27 protein-coding genes, 1 pseudogene and 1 other annotated feature are annotated in these 25,167 nt (G+C 34.3%); of the genes and pseudogenes, 14 read left to right on the forward strand and 14 right to left on the reverse strand.

What is annotated here, in order from left to right; all coding sequences use genetic code 11:
• Positions 1-4: 4 nt before the first annotated feature.
• On the reverse strand, positions 5-799 hold the full coding sequence (locus CQ058_RS06375; RefSeq protein WP_002193215.1) for a hypothetical protein: 795 nt from the start codon (positions 797-799) through the stop codon (positions 5-7).
• A gap of 174 nt (positions 800-973) precedes the next feature.
• Between CQ058_RS06375 and deoD the strand changes: the two genes are divergently transcribed.
• The 4 genes from deoD to CQ058_RS06395 all read left to right on the forward strand — a co-directional run bounded on the left by deoD (position 974) and on the right by CQ058_RS06395 (position 4,652).
• The gene (gene deoD / locus CQ058_RS06380) at positions 974-1,681 is read left to right on the forward strand and encodes a purine-nucleoside phosphorylase (protein WP_000110704.1); all 708 of its coding nucleotides are present in this window, start codon (positions 974-976) and stop codon (positions 1,679-1,681) included.
• Between the two features lie 201 nt (positions 1,682-1,882).
• On the forward strand, positions 1,883-3,694 hold the full coding sequence (locus CQ058_RS06385) for a sensor histidine kinase (RefSeq protein ID WP_002030723.1): 1,812 nt from the start codon (positions 1,883-1,885) through the stop codon (positions 3,692-3,694).
• A gap of 107 nt (positions 3,695-3,801) precedes the next feature.
• The gene (locus CQ058_RS06390; RefSeq protein ID WP_000806230.1) at positions 3,802-4,332 is read left to right on the forward strand and encodes a tyrosine-type recombinase/integrase; all 531 of its coding nucleotides are present in this window, start codon (positions 3,802-3,804) and stop codon (positions 4,330-4,332) included.
• Positions 4,333-4,457: 125 nt separating this feature from the next.
• A complete protein-coding gene (locus CQ058_RS06395; RefSeq protein ID WP_002011737.1) occupies positions 4,458-4,652 on the forward strand; it encodes a DUF3924 family protein in 195 nt (64 codons plus the stop codon).
• Between the two features lie 200 nt (positions 4,653-4,852).
• Here the strand turns inward: CQ058_RS06395 and CQ058_RS32235 are convergent, their stop codons facing one another.
• Together CQ058_RS32235 and CQ058_RS06400 are read right to left on the reverse strand one after the other, a co-directional pair.
• A complete protein-coding gene (locus tag CQ058_RS32235) occupies positions 4,853-4,978 on the reverse strand; it encodes a hypothetical protein (RefSeq protein WP_001117482.1) in 126 nt (41 codons plus the stop codon).
• Between the two features lie 42 nt (positions 4,979-5,020).
• A complete protein-coding gene (locus tag CQ058_RS06400; protein WP_002086674.1) occupies positions 5,021-5,866 on the reverse strand; it encodes a DUF72 domain-containing protein in 846 nt (281 codons plus the stop codon).
• Positions 5,867-6,026: 160 nt separating this feature from the next.
• Here CQ058_RS06400 and CQ058_RS06405 point away from each other — a divergent pair, with 160 nt between their 5' ends.
• From CQ058_RS06405 to CQ058_RS06410, 3 genes and pseudogenes are all read left to right on the forward strand, one after another.
• A complete protein-coding gene (locus CQ058_RS06405) occupies positions 6,027-7,292 on the forward strand; it encodes an ATP-binding protein (protein WP_002193217.1) in 1,266 nt (421 codons plus the stop codon).
• Positions 7,292-7,732: pseudogene (locus tag CQ058_RS31465) on the forward strand (Gly-Xaa-Xaa repeat protein); the annotation flags it as partial. The gene CQ058_RS06405 and the pseudogene CQ058_RS31465, both read left to right, overlap by 1 nt.
• A gap of 219 nt (positions 7,733-7,951) precedes the next feature.
• Positions 7,952-8,380, forward strand: coding sequence for a hypothetical protein (locus tag CQ058_RS06410; protein WP_002168802.1), 429 nt, complete (start codon positions 7,952-7,954; stop codon positions 8,378-8,380).
• A 178-nt stretch (positions 8,381-8,558) separates the two neighbouring features.
• On the opposite strand, the gene CQ058_RS06415 is transcribed toward CQ058_RS06410, so the two are convergent.
• Positions 8,559-10,598: a transglycosylase domain-containing protein gene (locus tag CQ058_RS06415; RefSeq protein ID WP_002193218.1), complete on the reverse strand. Its 2,040-nt coding sequence runs from the start codon at positions 10,596-10,598 to the stop codon at positions 8,559-8,561.
• A 311-nt stretch (positions 10,599-10,909) separates the two neighbouring features.
• On the opposite strand from CQ058_RS06415, the gene CQ058_RS06420 reads away from it, so the two are divergent.
• The 3 genes from CQ058_RS06420 to CQ058_RS06430 all read left to right on the forward strand — a co-directional run bounded on the left by CQ058_RS06420 (position 10,910) and on the right by CQ058_RS06430 (position 13,458).
• On the forward strand, positions 10,910-11,530 hold the full coding sequence (locus CQ058_RS06420; protein WP_000231445.1) for a DUF47 domain-containing protein: 621 nt from the start codon (positions 10,910-10,912) through the stop codon (positions 11,528-11,530).
• An 11-nt stretch (positions 11,531-11,541) separates the two neighbouring features.
• Positions 11,542-12,540 carry an inorganic phosphate transporter gene (locus tag CQ058_RS06425; RefSeq protein ID WP_002030715.1) on the forward strand — a complete coding sequence of 333 codons (999 nt, stop codon included), beginning with the start codon at positions 11,542-11,544 and terminating at the stop codon, positions 12,538-12,540.
• A 117-nt stretch (positions 12,541-12,657) separates the two neighbouring features.
• Positions 12,658-13,458: a sulfite exporter TauE/SafE family protein gene (locus CQ058_RS06430; protein WP_002086690.1), complete on the forward strand. Its 801-nt coding sequence runs from the start codon at positions 12,658-12,660 to the stop codon at positions 13,456-13,458.
• 293 nt (positions 13,459-13,751) lie between these two features.
• Here the strand turns inward: CQ058_RS06430 and CQ058_RS06435 are convergent, their stop codons facing one another.
• On the reverse strand, positions 13,752-13,979 hold the full coding sequence (locus CQ058_RS06435; protein ID WP_000883004.1) for a hypothetical protein: 228 nt from the start codon (positions 13,977-13,979) through the stop codon (positions 13,752-13,754).
• A 170-nt stretch (positions 13,980-14,149) separates the two neighbouring features.
• On the opposite strand from CQ058_RS06435, the gene CQ058_RS06440 reads away from it, so the two are divergent.
• Positions 14,150-14,662, forward strand: coding sequence for a Crp/Fnr family transcriptional regulator (locus CQ058_RS06440; RefSeq protein WP_002149445.1), 513 nt, complete (start codon positions 14,150-14,152; stop codon positions 14,660-14,662).
• Between the two features lie 29 nt (positions 14,663-14,691).
• Here CQ058_RS06440 and hmpA read toward each other — a convergent pair whose 3' ends face one another.
• From hmpA to CQ058_RS06455, 3 genes are all read right to left on the reverse strand, one after another.
• Positions 14,692-15,900 carry an NO-inducible flavohemoprotein gene (gene hmpA, locus CQ058_RS06445; RefSeq protein WP_002193219.1) on the reverse strand — a complete coding sequence of 403 codons (1,209 nt, stop codon included), beginning with the start codon at positions 15,898-15,900 and terminating at the stop codon, positions 14,692-14,694.
• A gap of 191 nt (positions 15,901-16,091) precedes the next feature.
• Positions 16,092-16,610: a hypothetical protein gene (locus CQ058_RS06450; protein WP_002193220.1), complete on the reverse strand. Its 519-nt coding sequence runs from the start codon at positions 16,608-16,610 to the stop codon at positions 16,092-16,094.
• Positions 16,611-16,724: 114 nt separating this feature from the next.
• A complete protein-coding gene (locus tag CQ058_RS06455) occupies positions 16,725-17,822 on the reverse strand; it encodes a site-2 protease family protein (protein ID WP_002193221.1) in 1,098 nt (365 codons plus the stop codon).
• A 152-nt stretch (positions 17,823-17,974) separates the two neighbouring features.
• Between CQ058_RS06455 and CQ058_RS06460 the strand changes: the two genes are divergently transcribed.
• Positions 17,975-18,172 carry a hypothetical protein gene (locus CQ058_RS06460; RefSeq protein WP_000776287.1) on the forward strand — a complete coding sequence of 66 codons (198 nt, stop codon included), beginning with the start codon at positions 17,975-17,977 and terminating at the stop codon, positions 18,170-18,172.
• Positions 18,173-18,355: 183 nt separating this feature from the next.
• On the opposite strand, the gene CQ058_RS06470 is transcribed toward CQ058_RS06460, so the two are convergent.
• Positions 18,356-19,207 carry a YhfM domain-containing protein gene (locus tag CQ058_RS06470; RefSeq protein ID WP_002193222.1) on the reverse strand — a complete coding sequence of 284 codons (852 nt, stop codon included), beginning with the start codon at positions 19,205-19,207 and terminating at the stop codon, positions 18,356-18,358.
• Positions 19,208-19,315: 108 nt separating this feature from the next.
• On the opposite strand from CQ058_RS06470, the gene CQ058_RS06475 reads away from it, so the two are divergent.
• A complete protein-coding gene (locus tag CQ058_RS06475; protein ID WP_002193223.1) occupies positions 19,316-20,092 on the forward strand; it encodes a class I SAM-dependent methyltransferase in 777 nt (258 codons plus the stop codon).
• Positions 20,093-20,131: 39 nt separating this feature from the next.
• On the opposite strand, the gene CQ058_RS06480 is transcribed toward CQ058_RS06475, so the two are convergent.
• Entirely contained in the window at positions 20,132-20,341 is a 210-nt protein-coding gene (locus CQ058_RS06480; RefSeq protein WP_000880630.1) for a hypothetical protein, read from the reverse strand.
• Between the two features lie 262 nt (positions 20,342-20,603).
• Positions 20,604-20,862: a binding site (T-box leader), on the forward strand.
• Positions 20,863-20,922: 60 nt separating this feature from the next.
• On the opposite strand from CQ058_RS06480, the gene brnQ3 reads away from it, so the two are divergent.
• Complete coding sequence (gene brnQ3, locus CQ058_RS06485; RefSeq protein ID WP_002193225.1) at positions 20,923-22,278, forward strand: branched-chain amino acid transport system II carrier protein BrnQ3; 1,356 nt, start codon at positions 20,923-20,925, stop codon at positions 22,276-22,278.
• 24 nt (positions 22,279-22,302) lie between these two features.
• Here the strand turns inward: brnQ3 and CQ058_RS06490 are convergent, their stop codons facing one another.
• Genes CQ058_RS06490 through liaF form a run of 4 tightly spaced genes read right to left on the reverse strand, consistent with a single transcriptional unit; the run spans position 22,303 to position 25,094 of the window.
• Complete coding sequence (locus CQ058_RS06490; protein WP_002193226.1) at positions 22,303-22,659, reverse strand: DUF3992 domain-containing protein; 357 nt, start codon at positions 22,657-22,659, stop codon at positions 22,303-22,305.
• Between the two features lie 10 nt (positions 22,660-22,669).
• A complete protein-coding gene (locus CQ058_RS06495; protein ID WP_000598709.1) occupies positions 22,670-23,302 on the reverse strand; it encodes a response regulator in 633 nt (210 codons plus the stop codon).
• Entirely contained in the window at positions 23,299-24,354 is a 1,056-nt protein-coding gene (locus CQ058_RS06500) for a sensor histidine kinase (RefSeq protein ID WP_002011673.1), read from the reverse strand. The genes CQ058_RS06495 and CQ058_RS06500 overlap by 4 nt, the downstream gene beginning before the upstream one ends.
• Positions 24,354-25,094, reverse strand: coding sequence for a cell wall-active antibiotics response protein LiaF (liaF, locus tag CQ058_RS06505; protein ID WP_002126337.1), 741 nt, complete (start codon positions 25,092-25,094; stop codon positions 24,354-24,356). The genes CQ058_RS06500 and liaF overlap by 1 nt, the downstream gene beginning before the upstream one ends.
• Positions 25,095-25,167: the final 73 nt, after the last annotated feature.

Here is a 25,167-nt window from a genome sequence, read left to right on the forward strand (position 1 = left end):
GTACTTAGCTGTTTTTTCGTTTTTGCACTTGTATACTAAACTCCTTTTCATACTTCTTACCATTTATATAGAAATCCCCCCATATTTTATATGTTCCTTCTTCTGGAAATGTAATACGATATTGTAATTGCTCATCCGTATCAACAGGAATGGCATATAAAAAATGTCCCCTCGTTTCATCAACGATATATAGCGCGTTGACTTCGCTTCTCCCTGAATTTAATTTCAGCTTTTCTCCCTTTTTCGCTTGAAACTGAAATGTTAATGTCGTTGCCTCATTCGGATGTAATGCACCAAATAAAAGAGACACTTGATGCTCTCCTATATTTTTTGTAAGTACAGTATCGACAGGTAGTTTCTTTTTATTCTTGTCCTTGTTTTTCTCCTTTTTTTCTTCACCAAAATCTTGCTTAGAAAATGATTCCATGGACTTGTTTTCATCTTCATACAAAAATATCGTGTACTCTTCACCTTTTGCTACATCTGAAGATAGCTTATACGATCCATTTCCAGCAAATATAGGCTTCGTTTGTTGTATGTTTTTCAAATTCCCATCCACTATCACTGCTCGAATTTGATCGTTCACACCACGAACTTCATTATTCATTTTATTTAGCAATTGAAACGAAATATCGACTTTTTCATTTCCTTCTTTATTCTTCAAATCCCATTTCACTTCTTGAACATCTCCGGTCGTTTCTACAGTTTCTTGATATTTTTTTATGTAAAATCCTCCTGCCACAATAAGGATTAGTGCAATAAGCCCAATGACAAGATTTTTCAAAATATCACCTACCATTTTTATTTTCTTTATCCATGCAAAACCTCTTAAATATATATTCTAGATTATGATTTATGAAATCCTCCTCTTTTGCACATATTACAAATAAAAAAGATTTTAATTGAAAGGAGTCGTAGTGTATAATGCAAATGATATTGATTTCTATCAATACATTAATAAGGAGGATTTTTCATGAGTGTACATATTGAAGCAAAACAAGGCGAAATTGCTGAATCTATTCTATTACCTGGTGATCCATTACGTGCAAAATATATTGCTGAAACATTTTTAGAGGATGTTACTTGTTATAATAACGTGCGTGGCATGTTAGGTTTCACTGGAACTTACAAAGGAAAGCGTGTATCTGTTCAAGGTACAGGCATGGGTGTTCCTTCTATTTCTATTTATGTAAACGAATTAATTCAAAGCTACGGAGTGAAAAATTTAATTCGTGTTGGGACATGTGGTGCAATTCAAAAAGATGTTAAGGTACGTGACGTTATTATTGCGATGACGGCTTGTACAGATTCTAATATGAATCGCTTAACATTCCCGGGTTTTGATTTTGCTCCTGCTGCAAACTTTGATCTTTTAAAGAAAGCCTACGATGCTGGAACAGAAAAAGGATTACACGTTCGTGTTGGTAACGTATTAACAGCAGATGTATTTTATCGTGAGAGCATGGACATGGTTAAAAAACTTGCAGATTACGGTGTATTAGCAGTAGAGATGGAGACGACTGCTCTTTACACATTAGCAGCTAAATATGGTGTAAATGCATTATCTGTATTAACAGTAAGCGACCATATCTTCACTGGTGAAGAAACAACATCTGAAGAGCGTCAAACTACATTTAACGAAATGATTGAAATCGCTTTAGATGCAGCAATTCAGCAATAGTACACTAAAGAACTCGTCATACGTCTGGCGAGTTCTTTTTTATGCTAAAATACTTCTATAGTCACTGTACCGTCTCTTTATGTGACTTTCTATAAAAAACTACTTTAGAGAGAGACAGATTTATCCCCTCTACTTTTTTGTAACCTTTGTTATAATTAAGAAATCATTTATATTACAGTATTTTTCATACGAGGTGAAACAGTGAAGAACAGAAGCATCGTCTTTAAACTATTTTTATTAACATCAACTTTATTTACAATCATATTTCTCCTTTTTTTCCTTGGACAATCTCTATTTTTAGAGAAGTTTTATATTAATAAAAAAATAAAAACCGTTCAAACGGCTTTTGAAAAATTCGTAGATAATTATGAAAAAAGCGACAAAAGTTTTGAGGAAATCAGAAAGCTAAAACAAGAATTTCACGATAAAACGAATGCTGAAATGCAATTTTTAGATTCTAACGGCATTATTAAAAGTGAAAACAATTACTACATTGAGGTAATTAACCCTAATAACAATAAAACCTATTCCATCCCACTTAATAATCTTTTAACACCTGAAGAATATAATAAATTCGAAAATTTAGGCTTAAAAAAAGAGGGCATGATTCACGTAGAGGGATTTTTACAAGATAATATAATAACGCCACTAGAACTGACGACTAATTATAATCGATGGCGAAATGAAAATGGCAATTCGGATTTTCAATCAATTAGTGGTAACCCCTCTAAAAATAGACTCACAAATCGATATAAAACTACGTCTCAGATCAGTTTTACCGGTGTGATATCTAAATTACATATCCCTTCCAAATCTGAGGTTCGCCTTGCAAATGATTTTGAAACATTACAAGCTGTTGAATATTTTGCAAGCACTATTAGACAAGGTACTTCTAATTCAAATCAATTAAACACGTATATTTTAGATAGTGGGGAAAATATAAAAAACAGTGTCTTTGTAAAGCCTATTATGGAAAACGGAAAAATTAAGGATTACGCTTTTGTGATAGCATCTTTACAACCTGTTAATGAAGCGATGCTCGTTTTAAAAGATTATTATGTCTATGCCTTAATTATCGTGTTTCTCGTTATTATTTTGTTATCCTTCTACTACTCAAAAATCATTGTTAAACCATTAATTAAGATAAATCGTGTTACAAAAAAAATGGCCAACTTTGATTTTAGCGAGAAGTTACCTGTTACGGCAGACGATGAAATTGGCGGGTTATCAAGTGGTATTAATACACTCTCTGTAAATTTAAAAGATCGAATCGACCGATTAAATGTTGCCAATACAAAATTACAACAAGATATTGAACGCGAACGTCAATTGGAAAAAACGAGAAAAGAATTCATTTCTGGTGTATCTCATGAATTAAAAACACCACTTAGTGTTATTCGTAGCTTCGCTGAAGGTATTCAAGATGGCGTAAGTAAAGATACGACATATTATACAAATGTTATTTTGGAAGAGACAGATAATATGAACAGGCTCATTGTTGAAATGTTAGAATTAGCAAAACTAGAATCAGGTACGTACAAACTAGAAATGTCGACATTCTCGATCGGTGAATTAATTCAACAAGTCTATACAAAATTATTATTTAGCATGGAGGAAAAACATTTACAAGTGGACATCCATGCTGACTCTTCTCTATTTGTTAAAGCAAATCGTAGCCGTATTGAGCAAGTCGTTGTAAACTTACTTAGCAATGCAATTCGATATACTCCAGATGGTGAAAAAATACACGTCTCTGTTATAGAAACGGAAGATACAGTGAAAATCAAAATTGAAAACACAGGTAATCCTATTCCAGAAGAAAGCCTTGAAAAAATTTGGGATCGCTTCTACCGTTTAGACGCTTCTCGTAGCCGTCATACTGGAGGTACTGGCCTTGGGTTATCCATTGTGAAAAACATTTTAGATCTCCATCACGCTGAATACGGCGTGTATAATACCACTAATAGCGTTGTATTTTATTTTAATTTACAAAAAGTAAAAGAAGTCAAATAATTTGTCTTAATTTCACTAGGAGTTCACATGAAATTCACACTCTCCCTTTATAGTAAGAAACAAGTTAATCCTTTCCTTTACACATATAAAAGAGGAGAGTGCGTGAAATGAAACAAGCAGGACAACCTATTCAAAATGAAAAACAATTAGAAACTATCAAAAATATACTTTTACAATCTTCGAAACGTGATGGCTTATTATTCGTATTAGCTGTAAATTCTGGCTTAAAAGTAAGTGAAATCTTACAATTAAAAGTTAGTGATGTAATCGATGAAGACGAAAATGTTCGCCATTCCATTTTATTTTACAATGAAAAAGTAAAGAAACATAAATGGTTTGCTGTAAATGAAGACTTACAGCACGCAATCGAAGACTACATGAAAGAACGTAAAACTTGGAAACGTAATGAACCATTATTAAAGTCTCAAAAAGGAACAAAGTCTATTACGAGACAACATGCATGGTACATTTTAAACAAAGCTGCAAAAGAAGTTGGATTAGAAGGGATTAGCTCACATACACTTCGAAAAACTTGGGGCTATTGTGCATACAAATCAGGTGTTGATATTGCATTTTTACAACACTTCTTTGATCACAGTACTCCATCCAAAACTTTAAAGTATATCGGTATTGCTTAATAACTCTTATACATAAAAAGGTTACCATTTGTAAATTTGGTAACCTTTTTTATGTTTCATATTCTCTTTTCTTGTCTTGTCTCTCCTATACTGTAGTGGTACTCTAATAGTAAGGGGGAGAAATTATGAACACATTAACAATTGAATTACCGAAAGAAACGGCTGAAAAACTTGATTTATTAAAGAAATCTTATGAAAAGAAAACAGGTGCTACAATTTCTGAAAGCACTCTCGTTCAAACACTTATCTCAAAGGAATTTATCCAAGCGATAACTCCTTTTGATTTACAACAAATCATCAATGGAAAAGAACAGCAGTAATTGCTGTTCTTTTTTTATTACTATTTAAAATATAAAGTGAAACTTTAATCAGTAGGGGTTTTGTTCATCCCCCACTGATTATTAGCCTTCACCAATCGGGCGTTTACGGGCAGCAGGGCTCCCACCTAACTTCTTTGCTCCAGCCGAATTTTGAGGTAGGAGTTTTACTGCCGCAAATAGCGGGATAAAAAGTTTTTTACTTATTTTCCGAAAAACCATTGACAATGATAATGATAACCATTATCATTTATTACGAAGCCAACAATTGATGAATCAACCAAACGCTCAGTAACATTGTTACCCCTCTTTTTCATATAGAAAGGCACTGTACATTCCCCCTGTTTGTACAGTGCCTTTCTTGTTTATCATCATTCAAACAAATTTAATTGCTCAGGCTTCGGCTCACCATATGTAATGTTCATCATTTTCATAAGCTGTTTCGCATTATCCGCTGCATCTCCGCCCGAATTATTATTAAACAATACAAATATATCCTTCGTCTTCTTTTTCAATCGCTCTAATCGTTCTACCCATTCCGCCAATTCTTTACTATTATAACGATACAAACAGCGAACCGCTCTCCAATTTTCTCCTTTATCCAGCCAACCATGAACATTTCGGCCATGAAAACGTATTAACGCCATGTCCGAGTTTGTTGCCTCTAATATAAGCGGTACTGATCCTATTCCAGCCTGAGGCTCATCGCAAATTGTATGAATCCAGTTTTCTTTTTCTAAAAACTGTAACGTCTTATCTCTCATTTCTGGATAAAACCATGTTTGATTTCGAAATTCTATTGCACATGGTAAATCTTCCATTTTTTCTTTCGTGTATCGAAGTAAATCTACATTTTTCACTTTACAATCAAACCATGGTGGATATTGAAATAAAATCATTTTTAATTTATTTGCTTCTATTAAAGGAAGAATGGATTGTTTATACACATCAAACATCTCATCGAACGTAGAAAAAGGGATTTCCCCTTTCATATGTCCTGTCATTCCTTGATAGGCTTTTACTATAAAAGAAAAATCTTTCGGCGTTTCCATCGCCCATTTTGTATAATTCCGCGCAGGTTGTATCGCATAAAATGAACTATCTACTTCCACAATGGGAAAATGTTCACTATAAGTTCGCAATTTATTTCTATTTTCATAGGGATTTATATATAAAGAATCATGATCTCCCCACCCTGTCACTCCAATGAAAAGCAAATATATCCCTCCCTTTTTAACTTCACCTTCTATCCATTCTACTCACTTCCCGGACATTTCAGCTAATCAATTTCATTAAGTAGCCCCTTCTTTAAGAGTATCCGTATAAAAATATGATATACTAAATGGAAGAATTTTTAAATTGAGGGGTTATTTATTTATGCTTCCAAACGATGATATTGTATCTCATGAAAAACGAATAGAAGAACTAGAAAATAAAGTGCGGTTATATGAAGAGCTTGTGAATCAATTACCACATCATTTCACATACAAGAATCCACATATTGGTTTACAAATAAAGAAAACGAGAACGACTCATTCCATTCAAAACATACAAAAAGAGAATAAAAAGGCTGATTTTCAACTTACTTGCGATTCATTATTTTTATTTGAACAACTTGAAACATACTTTGTTCATATTTTTGATGCTTTTTCACATCATGTCACCTTTGTTGATAGTAAAGGAAATATAACTTTATGTAATCAAGCTGCAGCAGATGATTTTGATGTAGTACGAAATGATATAATTGGAAAGCCAATTCAACAATTACTAAACTTGCCAGAAGAACAAATTAAAGCGATTGAAACATTAAGAACAGGAACAGAAATATATAATGAAGAAGTGTTAGACAAAAACTATGGTATTTTAAACAATCGAATTATTCGGGATTATAACGGAGAGATTTTTAGAGTTATTAGTGTCTTCCATTATTTAAACACAGAACGTGATGCAGAAAAATTTTCATTAGCAGGACGAATCGCAGCTGGGATTGCTCATGAAGTACGAAATCCCCTTACAACGGTACGTGGATACTTGCAATTTCTACAAGATAACGTTTCTCCATCCAATAAAGAATTGTTTAAAAGTCTACTCATTCCTGAACTAGATCGTGCAAATAGTATTATCACAAAATTTTTAGCCATTTCAAAAACACGTGAATTTACTAGAGAACCTTTTCCCATCAATACGTTTTTACGCGAATATATTCAACAACTACTTGCTAGTGAAGTTTTTTTACACAACATTTCTATTGACTATGAATTTTCTACGGAATTAGATGGTGTACTTGTCAATATCGATCGTCATGAACTTGTGCAAGTTTTTTTAAATTTATTTCAAAATGCTATCGATGCTCGAGGCGAAAGACCTCTTTCCATTCAAATCTCTAGTTATCGCCTAGATAACTTTGTTCGGATTACTTTCACAGATAACGGAACTGGGGTTCCTCCAGCTATTCAAGAATATATCTTTGATCCATTCTTCTCAACAAAAGATTCAGGAACAGGACTGGGCTTGTCAGTAACGAAGAAAATTATTCAAAATCATAACGGTACATTAAAAATGTCTAGTAATCAAAACGGTACAACTTTCACTATTTCTATTCCAATTTTACCTAAAGCGAACTATGAACGAATTAATCATTAGGTCCGGCTGGTGCTACTGGCGCTACTGGACCGTCGGGCACACCACTCCCTGTAACTATAGCAGCAATAGGAAATTCTAATCCACAAACTATATCACCTGGAACGAATATCCAATTTAATCAAGTTTTCGAACTAAATAATCTCATTTTTAATGACACTTCAGATACTTTAACTATTTTAGAAACAGGAGTATACGATATTAGTTTCTCAGCATCTACAACCTTCCCGGGTTCTTCACCATTTGGATTCGGTATTTCATTCAACGGTCAACCACCTACTCGTAATTTTTCAACTAACGTTATCGGTAGTGCGGTTTCTTTCTCCACAATTGTTACTTTAACAGTTGGTACAACAATCTCTGTACAACCTACAGTAAATACTATTTCCATCCCTAACACTGGTGACACAACAGCTACACTATCAGTCTTCCGAATTTACTAATTTTAGTTTTCATTTTATTTTTGAACGACCAAGAATGTTTGATTTATAGTAATTTGTATTATTTTGATTGTATGTTAAATCTTTCTTTTAATAAAAAGGAGCACTTATTTTGGAGGATAAGTGCTCCTTCTTTACGTTTCTTTACTTCAAATTTACTCTAGCTTAATCCTCTTTTTGTATGATGAATAGTGAAGACAAAGACATGAAAGAGGGATGACAATGCGAATTATATCACTGACACGTTTTTGGTTTGTTCTTATGGTATGCATAATTTTATGTATAGGGTTTCTTTTAACTCTAAACTATTCAAATGTTTCAAAAGCAGAAAGAAAAACAATTCCATACGAACTTCTGTATACAAAACAAAACAACATCCCGTATTCCTCTTCCACACAAAATGAAAAAAAAGTTATAAAAGGAATGCTTATTACAGAAGCTTCTAGTTATGAAAACCTACTTCAAATCGCTGAAACGATTAAAGATCAATATAAAAATAAAGACGTTGATGAAATAACACTCTCTATCCATAATGAAAATACTGGAAATTTTGAAGAGGAATTGCCATATGAACCCATTAGTAAAGGAATAATAACCGTCACGTATGATTCTCAATCCTTCGGTAGGACCAATGTTACGCTAAATAAATAAACTGAAGCTTTAATCCGTGGCGCTTTTCCCATCCCCACGGATTATTAAGTTAAACCCATCAAATTTTTATAGGCAGCTCGATTCTCACCTAACTTCTTTTCTGTTGCCACATTTTGAACCGAGATAAAACCGCTCATTTCTCATAAAAAAGAGGCGAACTCGTTATTCGCCTCTTTTTTTACCAAAATGGAATCCACTCTTTCACTTTATCTATCCATTCACTTTGCTGTTCTTTTCTTTGTTGTTCCTCTTCTTTTCGTTTTTTCTCTTCTTCTTTCCTTCGTTTTTCTTCCTCAATCGTTTTTAATTGTTTTGTATAATCCGCCTCAGGTATTAGTGATAACTGAAATGCCTTTTGAGTTGGATTTCCATTCGCTTTCTTCATAATATCCCGGAACATTGTCGTTGTAATTTGGCTGCCTCCTGGCACATAATGCTCACTATCCGTTTTATCATACCCTACCCAAATCGCACCTACTAAATCCGGTGTGTATCCAACAAACCACGAATCCTTCGCACCAGTGCTTGGTCCATTTACAAGCTGGGTAGTCCCTGTCTTGCCTGCGGTATCGATATTATTAACTTTCGCTTTTTCACCTGTTCCCCTTTCAATAACACCTTTTAATAAGTATGTCATCTTTTGGGCAACTTTCTCGTTCGTCACACGAGTTTCTTTCTTATACCATTTTCCAATTGTTTTCCCTTCCGCATTTTGGATTTCTCTAATGGCATGAGCTTCTACTTGGACACCATCATTTGCAAGTGCGCTATACGCTTGAGCCATTACAAATGGTGAAGTCCCTACATGCATACCTCCTAAAGCAATCGGATACGTATGGTCTTCAGGCTCTAATGGAATACCAAACCGCTCTAAAGATTTCAATCCTTTATCTAATCCAATTTTCTCTAATAGCCAAACTGCTGAAACATTATATGACTTTGCCACCGCTTCATACATCGTCACATTACCATGGAACGTATGATCACTATTTTGTGGTGCATATTCTTTAATATTAAACGGTTCATCTTTTAAGACATCGTATACTTCATATCCTTGTTCTAACGCTGGTACATACACTGCAAGAGGCTTTAACGTTGAACCTGGCTGTCTTTTTAATTGTGTTGCATGATTAAACTGTAAAAATTGATAAGGACCTCTGCCTCCAACTAAAGCCGGAACACCGCCAGTTTTTGGATTCATAAGGACCACTCCAGTTTGCATAAGCTGATCTGAGCCACTATCTTTAAAATAACTATCATTATTCACAGCATCTTCAACCGCTTGTTGTTTTTTCGAGTCAAGTTCCGTATAAATACGATAGCCACCTGCTAAAATTTCATTTTGTGTTAATTCATACTTGTCCATCGCTTCTCTAACAATATAATCTACGTATTGAGAATATTTTCCCTTATATTTATCGTCAACACCACGTCGTAATACAAGACCTGATTCTTTCTCCTGATTATATTGTTCTTCAGAAATATATCCTTGCTCCTTCATTAAACCTAATACGACATTACGTCTTTCAATTGATTTATTAAAGTTTTTATACGGCGAATACGCAGATGGCGCTTTAATTAATCCTGCAATCGTTGCAGCTTCTGAAATCGTTAAGTCTTTTACTTCTTTATCAAAATAAGATTTAGCTGCTCTTTTTATCCCCCAAGCACCTTCACCAAAATAAATTTGATTCATATACATTTCAACAATTTCATCTTTCGTATAAGTACGTTCTATTTTTTTCGTTAGAAAATATTCCTTTATTTTACGCGAGAATGTACGGTCTTGCGTTAAAAATACATTTTTCGCAAGTTGTTGTGTAATTGTACTACCACCTGCCACAACTTCACCGGCTGTAATGTTCTTAAATACAGCACTTATAATTCCACTATAGTAAATACCATGATGACTAAAAAATTCCTTATCTTCTACTGCAACAATTGCTTGAACCATAATATCAGGAATATCTTTCCTTTTGACCCCTTCTGTTTTAGAAGAAGCTAATTTAGTCGCAACTTCATTATTTGCATCATAAATTAAAGTCGGTTGTGGAACAGCTTGTTTTAATTCAGATATATCTTGAATGGAAATTATTATATTTACAACAATAAATAGAGTAGCAAGTAAACTTCCCAATACAATTAATGAATTGCGTAGTTTCTTCCTCTTATTGAACCACTCAAGCGTTTTTTTAAAGTGAGTGTTCTTCAATTTCATTGGTTCACTTCCTTCATTTGTTTACACTCTTTTTTTTAAAAGGAAGAATATACCTCCTTTTAAATTTATTATAATAACGTAGTCGTTCCTATAGTGTAAAGCTTTTCTTTCACATTCATACTTTTTGCAAGAAAAGGACATTCTACAAGTAAGATATTCATTGTTGAGTATTAATATTATTAATACAACAATGAGAGTTTTGTTAAGTTTTTGTAAACTTTTCGATAAAATGTTTTAAAAAACGACAGTTTTTTGTTAGAATTGATTAGCCAATATATTTTACATATATTACTTTTGTGGGGGTAACAATAATGGTCTTTAAATCAAAAAAAGATAAATTTTCTGAAATGCTTATGAACGTTTCCGAAAATTTAAAAGAAGGCGCGCAGTTTTTCGTGGAGTATAAAATTAAAAATGCTAGCGATTTAAAAGAGTTTTCTATGCGCATGAAAGAGTATGAGTCAAAAGGTGACTCATTCATTCACGAAATCATTATGGAGCTAAACAAAGCGTTTATTACTCCTATTGAACGTGAAGACATCCTACAACTTGCAATGAGTATGGATGATGTATTAGACGGATTAGATCACAGTGCTGGTCTATTCGAAATGTATTCTATTACAGAAGCTGATGAATACATGATTAAATTCGTTGAAGCAATTAATCAATGTGCGATTGAGATTGCAAATTCTGTTGAACTACTTTCTAAAAAGAAATTAGTCGATATTCGTACAAATGCGATCAAGATTAAGGATTACGAGTCACAATGTGATGATATTCGCCGTCATGCGATTAAGCACTTATTCTCTCGTGAGAAAGATCCGATTAAGATTATTCAATTTAAAGAGATTTACGAAGAGCTTGAAGAAGTAGCTGATAGCTGTCAAAGCGTTGCAAACGTATTAGAAACAATCATTATGAAGAACGCGTAAGGAGTTTGATCATGGATACACTCTTGATACTGACCGTTTTAGTAGTCATTTGCGCTTTAGCTTTTGACTTTATCAATGGATTTCACGATACAGCAAACGCTATTGCAACGGCTGTTTCAACGAAAGCTCTAAAGCCTAGACATGCAATTGTTATGGCAGCTATTATGAACTTTTTAGGTGCGATGACATTTACAGGTGTAGCAAAAACGATTACAAAAGATATTGTTGACCCGTTTGCTTTGCAAAATGGTTCTCTTGTAATTTTAGCTGCTTTGCTTGCGGCAATAGTCTGGAATTTGATCACTTGGTACTATGGCATTCCAAGTAGTTCTTCGCATGCAATCATTGGCGCAATCGCTGGTGCAGCAATTGCTGCTGCTGGTATTAGCGCATTAAACTATAAAGGGTTTATAAAAATTCTTGAAGCTTTAATCATTTCACCGATCATCGCTTTTGTTATTGGTTACATCGTATATAGTATTTTTAAAGTGGTATTTAAAAACTTTAACTTAACGAAAACGAACAAGAACTTCCGTATATTCCAGATTTTCACCGCTGCATTACAAGCTTATACGCACGGTACGAATGATGCACAAAAAGCAATGGGAATCATTACGATGGCTCTTATGGCCAATAACTATCATACTTCTGGCGATATCCCTTTCTGGGTACAATTATCTTGTGCAATCGCAATGGGTCTTGGTACTTCTGTCGGTGGTTGGAAAATTATTAAAACTGTCGGTGGACAAATTATGAAAATTCGTCCTGTAAATGGTGTAGCTGCCGATTTATCATCATCACTTGTTATTTTCGGCGCAACATTTATTCACTTACCGGTTAGTACGACGCACGTTATCTCTTCTTCTATTTTAGGAGTTGGTGCTTCACATCGCGTGAAAGGTGTAAAATGGGGAACTGCAAAACGCATGTTAATTACATGGGTTATTACACTTCCTATTTCAGCTTCTTTAGCTGCATTATTTTACTACTTATTACACTTAATCTTTTAATCAAAAGTCGTCTTCCTTATTTTTCTAGGAAGACGACTTTTTTGTGAACAAGCCTATTTCTTATTAAAAAGCGTGTATAATGATTGATGGATAAGTTATATAGAGGAGTTGGCAATTTTGGAATACATCATGTTACTTTTCATCGGATTAATCGCCGGGACAGTTGGGAGCCTAGTCGGACTTGGAGGCGGAATTATTATCGTTCCGTTATTAATTGGATTACACAGTTTATCACCACAACTCGCAGTAGGAACTTCTATGGTAACAGTCGTTTTTACAGGGCTGGCTTCTACCCTTACTTATATGAAACATAAACGGGTAGATTATAAAAGTGGACTTATTTTATTTATCGGGAGTGGCCCTGGTGGTATTATCGGATCATGGGCAAACAAATTTTTAAACCAAGATACATTTTCTTTATACTTTGGGATTTTTCTTATATTCGTCTCCATTCTTCTTATACTACGAGACAAATTGAAACCTCTTTCCCTATCAAATATGACTGTAATTAAGCGATCTTTTACAGATAACGAAGGAAATACTGTAGACTATCAATTTCCACCATTTCTCGCTATCTTTATTGCCTTTATAGTTGGATTTATATCCGGATTATTTGGAATCGGTGGTGGTGCCTTACTTGTGCCAGCGATGATGCTCCTTTTTGCGTTCCCAGCACACATTGCTGTAGCAACTTCAATGTTTATCGTATTTCTCTCAGCAATTGTAAGTTCTTTAACTCACATCTCTCTAGGAAATGTCAGCTGGGCTTATGCATTAATTCTTATTCCTGGTGCATGGATTGGCGGAAAAATCGGGGCTTATATTAACACAAAATTAAGCGGTAATGCAGTAATTAATTTATTACGTATCACATTAATTATTCTTGGAACTAGATTAATCATTACTTCATTTTTATAACGCGTTCTTTCTAGAATGCGTTTTTTCTTATACACATGAATATAAAAAGGCTCCTAGGAGAACAAATAAAACTAAACAAACACTTAATAACATAAAATTTGAAATATGTAATTTCTTCAAGTTGATCACTCCTATAGCTATGACTGTTATCTTTATGATAGCGAAAAAACAGTTATCTTACAGTTACAAAGCGCTAACAATGCAAAATCATTTATTACAAATTTTATCCTTATATTTCATTTCTTTGTATAATCTATCGATTCAATAAAAAAAGATGTCATATTGACATCTTTTTAGTGAAGAAGTGACCATCCCATAAAGTCTTCATGTACCTGGCACGCCCTCTTATCGTTTCGATCATATAATTCAGCATAACTATCTGTTTCTTCATCATAAGCCATCGTATAAATAATTTGGCCGTCTATTTCAACGGATAAAACGACTCCACCTTTCATCTCTTCCACATGAATGATAGCATTCGCCGGAATTCTCATATCCGTCATCTTCATCGCATCTAACAATATACTAAACCCCCTACAGCGTATTCATTGCTAGTACTATTACACACTAAATAGTATACTACTGTAATAGCATACATTTCGTCAATGAAATTGCTGTTTAAAAAGCATATTGTCTTTATACATATACGCTAAAATATAAGAAATAGAAATGTTTTAATGGGGGGCTAACATTGATTCTACATAAGGGAGATGTATTATTCCGTCAAGGTGAGGACGGTCCATTATATTTTATAAAAACAGGTTTATTAAAAGTGATTCGGTTAGAAGAAGACGGAACACCATTTTTATTTAATATTATCGTTCCTGGTGAAACGATACCTCACCATTCTTTAATTTCACCGAAGGAATATCACGGTACAGCTATCGCTTTAATGAAAACAGAAGTCGAGCCTATAATTAGCAATGAATGGTACGACAAACTTCAGGCAAATCCTGCATCATATGAAAATATCGCTATACAATTACAATCGAAGTTAAGAATGATGCAACAGCGTATCGATCAATTGACAACTGTCTCTCCTAAAGAGCGCCTTCATCGTTTACAAGAGTGGTTCACCTTATATTTAGGTGACATCCCTATTTATGAAATATTAACACAAACTGAAATTGGTCAGCTCATAGGTGTACGCCGCGAAACAGTTAATCGCTTATTAAGAGAACAAGCAAAAAACGAGGTAAAATAATACCTCGTTTTTTGCTTGGCAACATTAATCTATTGTAAGCTTGCTGCGGGACCGAAAAATTCATAATGAATGTTCTCTTGTTTAACACCCAAATCAATTAATGCAGCATTTATATGCTTCATAAATGGTACTGGACCGCAAAAATAAAATTCTGCTTCAGTTGTTGGAATAATAGTTTGTAACCATTCACGTTCAATGAATCCTTCTTGATCAAAATTCTTCATTTCCACATCTTGCTCTGTCGGTGAAGAATAGCAAGTATATGCTTTAACTTGTTCATACTCTTTTTCTACTGTCTCAACATGCTCTTTCATCGCATGTGTATTACTATTTATCGCCGCATGAACAAAGCATACATTACGCTTTGATTCTTGTTCAATTAACGTATTTAACATACTCATCATCGGTGTAATACCTACTCCACCACTAATTAGTACAACAGGTAATGTTGACTCCATATTTAATACGAAATCTCCCGCTGGTGCACTTACTGGTAAGACATCCCCTTCCCCTACATGATCATGTAAGTAATTAGATACTTTACCATCTGGTGTATCTACACCTTTTTCTTTCTTTACACTAATACGATAATATTCTTTTCCTGGAGCATCAGACAAGCTATATTGACGATTATGTGTATATGTCTCACCTTTAATATTTATTTGAATCGTTACATATTGTCCTGGGATGAATGAAGAAACTTTCCCGCCATCTTCAGGTTTTAAATAAAATGATGTAACAACGTCGCTTTCCTTCACTTTTTTAACAATCACAAAGTTGCGGAAATCTTTCCATCCACCTTCTTTATGTGCAGCTTCTTCATACATACCCGCTTCAATGCTAATGAATGCATCAGCAATGACGCCATACGCTTCTCCCCATGCATTTAAAACTTCATCAGGTGCGCCTGCGACCTCTTTAATCGCTCGTAGTAAGCATGTACCTACTATTGGATAATGCTCTGCTTTAATACCTAAACTTCTATGCTTATGACCAATTTGTTTTACAACTGGAATAATAGCTTCTAAATTATCAATGTACATTGCAGCTGCATAAACAGCATTTGCTAATGCTTGTTGTTGTCTTCCTTTTTTCTGGTTCGTATGGTTGAAAATATTCAATAACTCCGGATGTTCCGAAAATAAAATTTGATAAAATCTCGTTGTAATCTCAACGCCTTTTTCTTGTAATAACGGTACTGTTGACTTTACGATTTCAATTGTTTTTGCACTTAACATTGTATCCCACTCCTCTATTTCCTTAACTGTTTTTAGTTTAACTGAATTGTATAATTCATATTGTGATTTTAATCACTATTAACATGGTGTTTTTGTGAAAAATATATGAACAATGCACATATTAAGTAAATTTTAATTAGCCATCATTAATAGTGCTCAAAAAAAAGCTAACTAGAATTCTAGCTAGCCTACTACTTCGTTTGTATTGCTTGTTCAATTACTTGTATATTCTGCCCATCTCCAAACTCGGTATACCCCCATACATTCGTCTCACCTTTATATTTATTTATAAGTATATCCAAGTCATGATATACGCGATGAGCATAGATTACATACTCCATATTCTGAAGCTCCACACCTTTTTTTACAATTTCATAACTTCTATTCACATCGCGTTTTATTTTTTCATTTTTTATTTCTTTATGTATATTTTTTAAAGAAGCTTCTTGCTCTTGAAACCATTGTTTAAAATGTTTCCAATCCCCATCTGTATATTTCTCTGCCTTGCCATAATTCAAGAAATTATTATAACTTTCATGTGTCGTACGAACAAAATCGAGTGTCTTCTTCTTCTCTTGCACCTCTTCTATTTGTGCTACTGTATTTACTCCAGCAGACTTATTCGCATAATATAATAGTACTTTCATAAGACTATAGCTCGCTATTGCCATCACAGTAATAGTTACCAATACACTTAACAATTTCTTCATATACAGAACCCCTTTTCTACTATGAATATTACAATGTACTGTTACACTTGTAACATTCTCTCGTAGAAATGTAATTCCTGTTTAAATCCTCCTTTTCATTTCGACACTATTTTTCTACAAACTTCTCCTTGGTAAATGCTCTTGTAAAACAACATAACCTTCATAAGCTGTATAACCGAGTATAGCCATTAATCCGATATAACAAGCAAAGACTGTCCATTTTGTTTTCATATCAACTTTATAATAGTTTTCCTGTTGTCTCTTTTCTGTCTCCCATTCCTGTAATTTTCTTTCTGACATTTCAAATGCTTCTCTTATATGAATTGTATGGGTTTCTTTTTCATCTTCATATGGAACGTAATCAAGCGGCTCAAACTTTGGTAAAAGATGCTCTAACACTTCAATCTTTTGAAGTTCTCCTACTTTTAATGCTTTCTCTCTTTCTTTTTGCCTTAATATATTTATTTCATGTTGCATCATATATATATTTCGATGCACCGCACCTGTTTCTTTTAACTCCTCTTCAAGCCTTGCAACATATTCTTTCATTCCATCAATTCTATATCCTAATTCCTTAATTGGCTCATCTCTCTTTATTACTCTATATAATTCCATACAGCCAATAATAAAAATAAATCCTCCCAAAATACTTTTAAAGTAAATGGAATAACCGAGCAATACAATAAGGCCCGCTCCCCAAATCTTTGTACTTACAACTGAGATAATTCGTCCACCATCTAATGGAGAAACCGGAATCAAGTTAAAGAAGTTAATCATACTTCCAAGTAAAATAATTAATGCCCAAAATGGCTCTTTCGTTATTATATAAAGCGGAATCGCAGGTAAAAATGACAACAATCCGAAAAGAGGTCCCATATATGCAATGTAAGCTTCATCTTTTGCATTTTTCGGCATCTCTTTCATCCCAATAAGAGCTCCCATAAATGGTATGAAGATTGCTGGCGATGTTGGTATCCCTTTCTTTCTCGCTGCCCATAAATGCCCCATCTCATGTACAAACAATAAATATACGAGTGCTACCCCAAACTTCCAACCATATATGACTGCGTATGCACCAAGCGATAAAAACATACTAAATACTGTTGAAAATTTTGCTAACTTAAAAATTGCAAATACCCATTTTAACTTAGATAGTAAAAATAACCCTATTGCAACGATAACTCCCCATAATCCTTTTTTATTATTTTTCATATTCCTCTCCTTTATCTCGCTTTATTGAGCCATATACACTCATCAAAACTTATTCTTTTTCTCTATTATGACATATTTTTTTCTATTGTTAGAAATAATGTTTATTTCATCCATTTTTAGCCAAAAATAAAAATAAAAGGAGGTAAATACAAATGAAATTACAATCTCTTATGATAGGCGCTCTATCGTTTTTAGCTTCAACTCTTATTTTTTATACCGTCAGCTACGTATTATTATTAGATTGGTTGCCAAATCACTTATTTATAGCCCTTATTATTCTTTCTGCTCTTATGATTTCCTTTCTAATTACACGAAAATCAATGAATGAGCCATCTGCAAAAGCAAAATAATAGAGGGGATCTTTCCCCTCTATTATCATTTCCTAGGAAAGGCCATATAGACTTTATGATTCTTACTGCCCGCTATTTACGGGCAGTAAGAATCCCACCTCAAAATTCGGCTGGAGCAAAGAATTTAGGTAGGAGTCGTGCTAATAATCAGCGGGGGATGCCCCCACTGATTAAAATTTCACTTTATCTTTGTAAATTCATTTTTTCACCATACTCTTTAACAATTTGAATAATGTTTTGAAATGCTCCTACTTTTTCTTTCTTACTATTTAATATTTGTAAATCGTGATTATCATAATAGGTTTCTAGTGATTTTAATTGTGATTCTGAAGCATCTTTTATCGGAACAGTAACATTCAACTCATACTGTTTATACCCTTCCTTTACTTTTTCAGCTGAAATTATTTCACTCTCTTTTGCGCCAATTAATTTTTGGACCTTTTCCGGGAAAATTAATTGCAAATAATATTCTTGTTCCTTTGCTAACTTATTATATAGTGATTGTGAAATCGTATAACGTACTGTATAATTCATTTTTTGATCACCTGCTTTAATATGAAACGCAGTAATCTGCATGTCTTTTTTTGTTACTTCCGTTAAAGTACCTACCTGCATCTCATCTTCTTTTTGTTCTGGAATCTTTGGAAAGATAGTCAAAAGCTTTTCCGTATCTTTTTCGTTAAGCATATACATATCTTTCTTATATTGAATCCATCCTCGGCGATCTTCTCCTCTTAACCATGCATAATATGTTTCTTTTTTTCCATCACTACTAATTTGTATTTCATATTCCGGTTCACCAAAACTACCCGTTACTTCTTGTTTTTCCGCTTTGTTTATAATATCCACCACCAACTCCGCATCCATTTTCTTTAAATTTTTTTCTTCTTTACCTTTTTGCATAACAGTTACTTGTAATGGTTCTCTCATTTCATTCACTGTCTCCTCTACTTGTTTCGGTTCTTTCTTTTGCTCGGATTGACCACACGACGCGAGTAAAATAACACATAAAAACATTAAATATTTCCCTTTCAAATCGATTCTCCTTTTCCAATAAGAAATTCTTATAATCCTCATGCATAAAACAAAAACGTTACATTATATAGAATGAGCTATACTATAAACTGAAGGGAGGATTTTACAATGTCCATTAATTTTCATGATGCAAATAATAAGTATACGTATGCAAATCGTAACGCACATATTTCATGGCAGGAAACAATAAACAATATTGTAGATGTACAAAACAAACAAATAATTGATATAGGTTGTGGTGGAGGCATTTATACGAAAGAACTTGCTCTTATGGGAGCCAAAAGTGTTGTTGGGCTTGATTTTTCAAAAGAAATATTACAAGCGGCAAAAGAAAATTGTAATGCCTTCCCAAACATTTCATTCATTCACGGTGATGCACATAATATCTCATTCCCTAATGAAACATTCGACCTTGTCATTTCTCGTGCAGTCATTCATCATTTGCATGATATTCCCACATTTATACGAGAGGCTTCTCGTATATTAAAAAAAGACGGTCTACTTATTTTACAAGACCGGACCATTGAAGATTGTATAATCCCAGGAAGTCCTGAACACCTTCGTGGATATTTTTTCTCGGTCTTTCCAAAACTCATTGAAACAGAAGCACAAAGAAGACCAAAAACCACTACTATACAGCAATTATTACAAACATATCCTCTTCAAGCGCTCCCCATTCAAACACAATGGGAAGTACGAAAAGTACATGATTCTGTAGAGGCTTTGCTACAAGATTTATCTCCTCGAACAGGCCGATCCATTCTATATGAACTAACAGATAATGAACTTTCTCAGCTTCTACATCATATCCAAACGGCATTACAAAACGGCTCTCCTATCATCGAAAGAGATCGTTGGACAATTTGGAGCGCGAAAAAATTGTAAGGAAGGAAGCCTCACAAAATAATGTGAGGCTTCCTTCTTTCATAATCTAATTTTGCAACACTCTTGATATCCTCCACTCCTGGCCTGTGCACTTCCACACTTCGGACATACTAAATATCTAGACTGATTTGTCAACAAACTACCTTTTTGAAAGAGTAAAACTTCTGCTTGTTTAAACGAACGCGAATAATATAACCACATAAAACCAATTATAGCAATAATGCCAAATAATACTCCCATCGCAAGCATTTCAGTCACCTCTTTTGGTTTGTTCTTTCCAGCAAGTGGATTGTTGTATTATTCTCTGCAAATTCAAACAATTCCTTCCTTACTCCTATAAATATCGATTTTCTCCATAAACTTTACAATTCTCTATAATGTTTTACAGCATTTTTACAAATAGTATTAACCCTTATATTCTCAGCTATATTTCTACAGGAAAGTGTATTTCCCAAAAAATATGTTGACTTTCTAAAAAAAACATGTAAAAATATTGTCAGAATACTTGAATAAAAATTCATTGACGAGAACGAGTATGTTATAGAGCTGTTCCCCAGAGAGTTGGTATTTTGCTGAAAGCCAACGCTCAGTTCGTAACCGAAAATCATCTCCGAGAAGTAGAACCGAATGCTAAAGTAAGTTCTTACCGGTCGTCCCCCGTTACAAGGAACACGTATCATGTTGTACGTTGTAAAGCCGTATACATATAGATATATTTCTACATGTATAAATTAGGGTGGTATCGCGGGTAAATATAACTCGTCCCTTTCTTAAGGGACGAGTTTTTTGTGTTCTTACAATGAATTTACAAAAAAGGAGAAAAAAAAACAATGAATACTGTATCAAAAAAACATGTTTTTTTCACAGGTCTTATGCTATTTTCTTTATTTTTTGGAGCAGGAAATTTAATTTTCCCTCCAATGCTTGGACAAAATGCTGGTGAAAACTTTTGGCCAGCAATGATTGGTTTTTTACTAACAGGAGTCGGCTTACCACTACTTACTGTTATCGCTATTTCTCTATCAGGAAATGGAATGCAACAACTTGCAAGTCATGTTCACCCATTATTCGGAATATTCTTTACGGTAGTTGTATACATTGCAATCGGTCCATCTATGGGCATCCCACGTGTTGCTAATGTCGCTTATGAAATGGGAATTAGTTCTTTCTTACCAGAAACTATTCGCTCTAGCAGCCTAACGCTATTTTTATACACAGTCATCTTCTTTGCTATCGTATTTTGGCTTAGTTTAAATCCTTCTAAACTCGTCGATCGTATCGGAAGCGTATTAACACCTATTTTATTACTCTCTATTTTCTTATTATTCTTTAAGAGTGTATTTTCACCACTTGGGCAATCAGGACCAGCAATGCAAGAGTATCAAACTTCTCCAGTTTTCAAAGGTTTTATGGAAGGATACTTAACGATGGATACCATTTCAGCGCTTGCATTTGGAATTATCGTTGTAAATGCAATTCGCTCAAAAGGTGTGAATGACCGCAAATCAATTGCCATCGCAACAGCAAAAGCAGGACTTATTGCCGCTACTGGTCTCGTACTTGTATATGGTGCACTTGGCTGGCTCGGTACAACTAGTGTCTCTCTCGGATACGCAACAAACGGCGGACAGCTACTTACCGTTATCGTACAACAATTACTCGGTCCATATGGTCTAATTCTATTATCTCTTATCGTTACACTCGCTTGCTTAACAACATGTATTGGACTTGTATCTGCATGCAGTCAATACTTCTCAACATTATTAACGAAATTTTCATACACAACGTTAGCAAGTGTCATTTGCACATTAGGATTATTAGTTGCCAACTTAGGTTTAACAAAAATTATCGCAATCTCTGTTCCTATTTTACTTGTTGTATATCCAATTGCGATTGTACTCGTATTACTATCATTACTTCATAAATATTTCGGTGGATATCGTTCTGTTTATGTAGGTGCGTTAATTGGTTCTGCAGTTGTGAGCGTATTTGATGGATTAAAACAAGGGAATATTCCTGTTTCATCTATCACATCTTATTTCGAGTTTATTCCATTATATAATGAAGGAATCGGCTGGTTAGTACCAGCATTAGTTGGGGCTATTATCGGTTTTGCTATCGCAAAATTAAGTGGCGCCAAAGCAGTACCATTAACGGATCATTCACCTGAATCGAAAGTATCATAAAAAAACTCCCATTTCGGGAGTTTTTTACATTTGATAAGAAGTATGATTAAAGCTACTTACTTTATAAGCTTTCGTATAGTAATCAATATTCGTATCCACTGTTTCTACTTTTACAACATCATAGCAATCTTCTTGCTTCACTAGAAATAAATAATATTCTTCTGTTGCCTCAATAATTGCAATACGATCTGTTTCAATATCATATTGTTCACAAAGTGCTTGCAACGCATTCACATAGTTGCCTAATTTTTTCGTTTCATCCATTCCAAATATCGTTTGAACTAACATACACTCTCTCCCCTTTGTATGTACTGTTAACACCTTAATGATAACGCTTACATTAATAACCGTCAATAAAAAGCTTTGACCATATATAGTCAAAGCTTCCTTCTTATTTCGTCAATTGGTGTCTAAACGCATAAATAACCGCCTGTGTCCGGTCACTTACATTTAGCTTATTTAATATATTACTCACATGTGTCTTTACTGTTTTAAGGGCAATAAACAACTCATCTGCAATCTCTTGATTACTTTTCCCCTCTGCAATTAATAACAAAATTTCAGACTCTCTTTCTGTTAACTCCTCATGCAAAGGTTGTTCTTTCTTCTGACGCATACGAGACATCATTTTGCCAGTAACTTTCGGCTCTAATACCGTTTCCCCATCATAAGTAGCTCTTACAGCATCTGCAATATCACTCGCTCTTGATGTTTTTAATAAATAACTTGTCGCCCCCGCCTCAATAACAGGATATAACTTTTCATCATCTAAAAAGCTCGTGACAACTACAATTTTCGCTTCTGGCCATTCTTGAATAATAGCACGTGTCGCTTCAACCCCATCCATCTCATCCATAACAAGGTCCATTAAAATAATATCCGGTCTTAATTGCAAAGCTAACTCTGAACCTTTTCTTCCATTTTCAGCTTCTCCAACTACTTCAATATCTGGCTGCGTTGATAAATATGCTGATACACCCATTCGAACCATTTCATGATCATCAACTAGTAATACTTTTATCATGATTCTCCCCCTCTCTCAATCATAATAGGTACTTTCACTTCTATTTGCGTACCTTTATTCGGAAAACTAAGAACTTTTAATGTACCACCAATTTCATGAACTCGCTCTTGCATTGACCTTAAACCATATGAACCAGCCTTATTAACACCAACTTTAAACCCAACACCGTCATCAATAATTTTCAAAATCGCATATTGATCAATTTTCCGAAGGCGTACTTCGGTTTTCTTTGCCTTCGCATGCCGTAAAGTATTAGACAGCGCCTCTTGTACAATACGGAATAAATGATCCTCTACACCTTTTTTTAATTGAATCGGTTCAATTAACCATTCAATTTTCATATGTTGCTTTCTAGACAGTTCTGTTAATAATTCTTCTATACCCTCTGTTAGTTTCTTACCTTCTAACTGCACTGGGCGTAAATGAAGGAGCAATGCTCTCATTTCTGATTGTGCATTTACAACCATATTCTCAACAAGCTGCAACTGTTTTTTCGTCGTATCTGGAATTTCAGCTGCTTGCTCATTAATGGCTGACATCATCATCGACATTGCAAAAAGCTGCTGACTTACAGAATCATGTAGCTCTCTCGCTAATCGATGCCTTTCTTGAGAAATCGCTTCTTGTCTCATCTCTTCATTCCAATGGGCTCGTTCATTCGTTACTTTTTGAAATAGCCCAGCTTGCTCCTCTAAGCGACGAGCAAGACCAATTACTTTTCGTTCCACTTCATGAAATTCATCGTCCGCAGTAAATGAAACATCACTCGGAAAATTCCCTCGCTCTACTTCAAATAGAAAAGTATTTAATCCTTGTATACGCTGTTCTATATAATAACCGATTGCATATCCTACAATTCCTCCGATAAGAAGACTCGTACTCATAATAAACAAGCCAATTGGAACAGAAGCAATGGATTCTTTCCAGAGTAAATCATAAACTTGTTGCTCGCTTTTCCATACATATACAATTGTACAAATAAGTGCGATACTCACAGAGGACAACATAGAATAACGAATATACATCCACGAAATATTCCTTTGTTTTTTCATTATACTTTCCTCACTTCCGTATCGCCTACGACAAGCGAAGAAATAATTTTAATACGACGAGGGGCTTCTTTATACTGTTCTGTTCTAAACGTAACATTACGGTTAAATCCAGTTTCTTCGTGTCCTGGCAGGAGCACTCGCCCAACAATAACAGAATGATTTAAAGACAATTCAATATCATATGGTACATATAAGCGAATATTACCAATGACGCCCCGAATCACAATAACTGTTTCTCCCTCTGGAATCATAGCAGTTGTTAAATCAATCTCGACGTCACAAGCACCATATTGGACGTTAATATCCTCTATTTCATAAATATGATCCATCATTCGTACATTACCTACAAACATATTTTTTATATACGGTTCTGTACGATATATTTGTTTTTCTTCATTTATATATCCCTTTTCTTTAATTTCAACTTTCATTGCTTTTTGCCGATGTCCTTGTTGAATAAGTTGATAACCAATTAAAGCTAAACAAGCAAACACAACAAGTACGAATGCCGCTGATGAAAATAAGAAGAATAAGAAGACAATACCACCGACAAATAAAAATACATTCCCTCTTACATAACGGTTCTTCTTTCGATAATGTCTTCCAAACATAATCATAATAAATGCAAATATTAGACCACCTGGTTCAAAATGTCCAAGTATCATATCAAGAAAAAGACCGAATCCAAATATGATGAGGAGCATCCCCATAAATTGTGTTTTTGAAAATTGCTTCTTCATTTCAGCTCCCCCCTCCTTGTCACATATACATAGAAGAAAAGGCATTGCTTTCCAACACCTTTTCTCCTATCAC

The sequence above is a fragment of the Bacillus sp. MYb56 genome (assembly GCF_002976445.1).
Classification (GTDB): domain Bacteria; phylum Bacillota; class Bacilli; order Bacillales; family Bacillaceae_G; genus Bacillus_A; species Bacillus_A mycoides.

Bases quoted from the DNA above. Each gene is read 5' to 3' on its own strand.
- CQ058_RS06375 (WP_002193215.1), bottom strand. From the start codon at position 799: ATGGTAGGTGATATTTTGAAAAATCTTGTCATTGGGCTTATTGCACTA.
- deoD (WP_000110704.1), top strand. From the start codon at position 974: ATGAGTGTACATATTGAAGCAAAACAAGGCGAAATTGCTGAATCTATT.
- CQ058_RS06390 (WP_000806230.1), top strand. From the start codon at position 3,802: ATGAAACAAGCAGGACAACCTATTCAAAATGAAAAACAATTAGAAACT.
- CQ058_RS06395 (WP_002011737.1), top strand. From the start codon at position 4,458: ATGAACACATTAACAATTGAATTACCGAAAGAAACGGCTGAAAAACTT.
- CQ058_RS06405 (WP_002193217.1), top strand. From the start codon at position 6,027: ATGCTTCCAAACGATGATATTGTATCTCATGAAAAACGAATAGAAGAA.
- CQ058_RS06410 (WP_002168802.1), top strand. From the start codon at position 7,952: ATGCGAATTATATCACTGACACGTTTTTGGTTTGTTCTTATGGTATGC.
- CQ058_RS06415 (WP_002193218.1), bottom strand. From the start codon at position 10,598: ATGAAATTGAAGAACACTCACTTTAAAAAAACGCTTGAGTGGTTCAAT.
- CQ058_RS06420 (WP_000231445.1), top strand. From the start codon at position 10,910: ATGGTCTTTAAATCAAAAAAAGATAAATTTTCTGAAATGCTTATGAAC.
- CQ058_RS06425 (WP_002030715.1), top strand. From the start codon at position 11,542: ATGGATACACTCTTGATACTGACCGTTTTAGTAGTCATTTGCGCTTTA.
- hmpA (WP_002193219.1), bottom strand. From the start codon at position 15,900: ATGTTAAGTGCAAAAACAATTGAAATCGTAAAGTCAACAGTACCGTTA.
- CQ058_RS06450 (WP_002193220.1), bottom strand. From the start codon at position 16,610: ATGAAGAAATTGTTAAGTGTATTGGTAACTATTACTGTGATGGCAATA.
- CQ058_RS06455 (WP_002193221.1), bottom strand. From the start codon at position 17,822: ATGAAAAATAATAAAAAAGGATTATGGGGAGTTATCGTTGCAATAGGG.
- CQ058_RS06460 (WP_000776287.1), top strand. From the start codon at position 17,975: ATGAAATTACAATCTCTTATGATAGGCGCTCTATCGTTTTTAGCTTCA.
- CQ058_RS06475 (WP_002193223.1), top strand. From the start codon at position 19,316: ATGTCCATTAATTTTCATGATGCAAATAATAAGTATACGTATGCAAAT.
- CQ058_RS06480 (WP_000880630.1), bottom strand. From the start codon at position 20,341: ATGCTTGCGATGGGAGTATTATTTGGCATTATTGCTATAATTGGTTTT.
- brnQ3 (WP_002193225.1), top strand. From the start codon at position 20,923: ATGAATACTGTATCAAAAAAACATGTTTTTTTCACAGGTCTTATGCTA.
- CQ058_RS06495 (WP_000598709.1), bottom strand. From the start codon at position 23,302: ATGATAAAAGTATTACTAGTTGATGATCATGAAATGGTTCGAATGGGT.
- CQ058_RS06500 (WP_002011673.1), bottom strand. From the start codon at position 24,354: ATGAAAAAACAAAGGAATATTTCGTGGATGTATATTCGTTATTCTATG.
- liaF (WP_002126337.1), bottom strand. From the start codon at position 25,094: ATGAAGAAGCAATTTTCAAAAACACAATTTATGGGGATGCTCCTCATC.